This window comes from Desulfotomaculum defluvii (genome assembly GCF_054657375.1).
This window is the reverse complement of sequence record NZ_BAAHYV010000005.1, coordinates 1-3,146: the sequence shown is the minus strand read 5'-3', so window position 1 is coordinate 3,146 and position 3,146 is coordinate 1. Positions and strand designations below refer to the sequence as shown.

4 protein-coding genes are annotated in these 3,146 nt (G+C 36.1%); 1 reads left to right on the top strand and 3 read right to left on the bottom strand.

Annotation, left to right across the window (positions count from 1 at the left end; all coding sequences use genetic code 11):
- A partial coding sequence (locus ACYQ03_RS02705) for a hypothetical protein (RefSeq protein ID WP_459907450.1) occupies nt 1-250 on the top strand: 250 nt, incomplete at its 5' end.
- A gap of 53 nt (nt 251-303) precedes the next feature.
- On the opposite strand, the gene ACYQ03_RS02700 is transcribed toward ACYQ03_RS02705, so the two are convergent.
- From ACYQ03_RS02700 to ACYQ03_RS02690, 3 genes are all read right to left on the bottom strand, one after another.
- Nucleotides 304-1,341: an ATP-binding protein gene (locus ACYQ03_RS02700; protein ID WP_459907448.1), complete on the bottom strand. Its 1,038-nt coding sequence runs from the start codon at nt 1,339-1,341 to the stop codon at nt 304-306.
- Between the two features lie 325 nt (nt 1,342-1,666).
- On the bottom strand, nt 1,667-2,587 hold the full coding sequence (locus ACYQ03_RS02695) for a hypothetical protein (RefSeq protein WP_459907447.1): 921 nt from the start codon (nt 2,585-2,587) through the stop codon (nt 1,667-1,669).
- Between the two features lie 254 nt (nt 2,588-2,841).
- The coding region (locus tag ACYQ03_RS02690) for a hypothetical protein (protein WP_459907445.1) at nt 2,842-3,146 on the bottom strand (305 nt) is incomplete at its 5' end.

Genomic DNA, 3,146 nt, shown 5'->3' with positions numbered 1-3,146 from the left:
CCAGCTCGCCATAGCCACCATAATAATGGTGCGCCTGGCACGATTCGAACGTGGGACCAACCGCTTAGAAGTCGGTTCTCTACCATTAAGATATCGATTGAATATGATGGAACTGACGGGAGTTGAACCAGCCCATGGTGGACACTGCCTCACCACTTGGCTACACCCCTATGGGAGAAGTTTCTCAGTGAATTTACCACATCTACTACAGTTTTTTGCTATAGTAAAAAGCTTCGTTGCATTCCATTAAGTGGGGTTGGTTAACTGCAACAGGATATAAAGGCACCTCATATAGCCAAAGGTTTACCTATAATTTTGTGAACTAGAAGACCATCCCGAACGCAAATTTTCCATGTATTTTTTTTTTTCTTTTTCGCTTATTCTGTCTTGAATTTGCTTTCTTATATCTTTTTGAACTGATAAATGAACTGGAATACATAGCTGATTAATTCGAGAAGAAACACGATCTCCTACATAAGCTGCTAACTCACTAATTATTTGGTCGGGGTCTTCTTGATACAGATCCTTGTTCTTTTGTTTATATATCCTCTTCATTAGGTCTCTAGTATATGGACTATTAAAACCCTCTGCTATTCTTTGGACTTGTCGTGGGTTTATGGGCATGATTAAATCTAAGTTGCTTGTAATGATCGTTGGCAAATTTCTGTTTGCTCGGTAATTCAGTATTTTATAAAGGGTATTTAATGTCCATTCTGTATAGTTATGAGCGCCTAGATCGTCTAATATTAAAAATTGTACACTACTAACTTTTTCAACTAAGCTGTGCTCTGTCTCAGCATCTACACTCTTGTCATTCCACGATGATCTGATCCTCTGTAAAAGATCTGGTACGACAACAAACAGCAAGTCTATATTTGTTCTTGTAAGAATGTAGTTTGCTATACAGCAGGCTAGAAATGTTTTTCCAGATCCTACTGGTCCATACAAATATAAGCCGTGATTTATTTTACCCTTTGTGTATTCTTCCGCATATTGTTTACACAAGTTAATCGAATGGGTGGCTAATGTATAATAAGATACTGCTTCTTGATATTCCTCATGATATTGATCCTTAGAATAATACTGCAAATTTAATTTACTAAAGGAATGATTAAGCATTGATTCCGGTATTTGACAACTTTGAAACCTAGCAATTAATGCCTTTCGCTTTTTACAGGAACATTCTACACCAAAGCCATTCTTATCAAGGTAAATACCTACGTCATTGCATTTTTTGCATTCTACGTTTTTTTTAGGCATATTAGGGACATTGTTTGATTGGTTTCTAAAGGCTATCATTCGTTCCTTTAAGTCGTCTAAATATTTTTCAAAGGGATCCATGGTCTTCCCCCTGTTCTACAACTATATCTGTTTTCTATCGAGTTTATTGTCTAGCAGCCAATATAGTGTTATTCCTTACCAATCCCCTGAAAGATATGGGTTGGTAAGATCCAAATCCATGAGAGTGCATAAACAACATACTCCGATATTTGGTAGAATCATAGGTTGCTTGTCTCTCTTTTGGTAGTATTTATTTTATCAGTTTTAAGAAGCAATGAAAAAAATTAGTTTTTAGAAACTAAAAAGCGTTGAATATTAGATTATGTATTAGAACCCAACTTCCAACTATCCTAGAAGTATTGGTTGATCAATTTGAGTTATTGAATTAAGAATATAAAGATCTCATGATCTTCTTTTTCTTTACGTTGTAACATGCTGGAATCTCACCTTCATGTTGTTCCTGTTTTTTTCTGAAGCCCACCTTTGGGGGGTAAGCATCAGGGTGTTTTAGAGGTCCCATCATCCATTTCACAATATTAGTAACGCTATCTTGTTCAGCAAGTCTATCGATAGCATACAGTACCCTTTCGATGCCAAAGTAGCTAGTCCAAAAATCCCAACTCTCACTCAAGTTAACTATCTGATCGTCTGATACTAAACCATTGAGTTTAAGTTTTGCATAACTAATAACATTTTTTAAATTTTGCTCATGCATTCCATCACTCAATCCTGTTTTTTCTATTTGATCTATTTGCACATTATTATTAACTAAATGATTGAATGAATGAGTGTTGTATTCTCTGTAAGTATTCTCTGTAGTATTCTCTGTTATAGTATGTATGCTACTTTCCGCCATCCTAGTTTGGCGGAATCCGCCATTCTGGTTTGGCGGATTTACACATCCTAGTTTGGCGGAATCCGCCATTCTTGATTTTTCCAGGTTTTTGGGGTTGTTAGGGCTATTTTTACTATCATAGTAATCTTGTAGAACTTCTATCAAACGTTCAAAGTTTATACGATAGAAAAGCCTAGCTGGTACTCCACGGCGCTCTTCTTCTAGCACACCTTTTTGTTTTGCAATCTTTCTAGCTGTTTCCTGTTCACGCCTACCCATGCCAATTTCTTCGTACCATTCGTCCTGAGTTTTATAAAACCAACCGTTTGGATCAGTCCCCTTGCCAGTCCAATACATTGCTTGTGCTACAAATAATCCAGCGTTAACACTACCCAATGCCTTGGCTATATCAACATGATAAGCCACAGGCTTGTCCATTAATAAATTTAGTAAAACTTCTTTTGCTGCCAAAACAAAAACCTCCTTAGTCAGTTGGGAACACCCAGACGACTAAAGAGGAAAAAAATTTGCTTTTTGTTTACAGGAATTTATATTCTGATGTAGAATATAGTCCATATAGTAAAACAGCAAAATTTTGCACCCTTTGGGTGTCTGAGAGGCTTTTACTCAGTTCAGTTTGCCGACGGTCCTGAGTTAGAGCCTTTTTCCCATTTTATTGGCTTTTTAATCCATTCGATACTTTAGGCTAAATTCCTTCTTTTACTTTAATTTTTAGCCAAATACCCACTATAGAGGTGTTCTTGCTCGCTATTGCAATCTATAACGACTCTATAGTTATAGAGTTTAAATTCTAAACTAAAGATTTTTCCACCAAGGAATTTCAGTTTTTGACCTGGGGCTAGTGTAAAATCCCTTCGTGTAATTACTCTAGGAGGTTTATTCTTTAAATCATTAAGAACCCCTTCTATCAATTTATAATTTGTTAAATGATATCCCCTGATGAAATATGTAAATATAAAAAAGCTGTTGCAAAACAAACATTCAGTTCGTTTTGCAACAGCTTTCAAAA

Excerpts from the sequence above, each read along its gene's own strand:
- ACYQ03_RS02700 (WP_459907448.1), bottom strand. The coding sequence starts at position 1,341 with ATGGATCCCTTTGAAAAATATTTAGACGACTTAAAGGAACGAATGATA.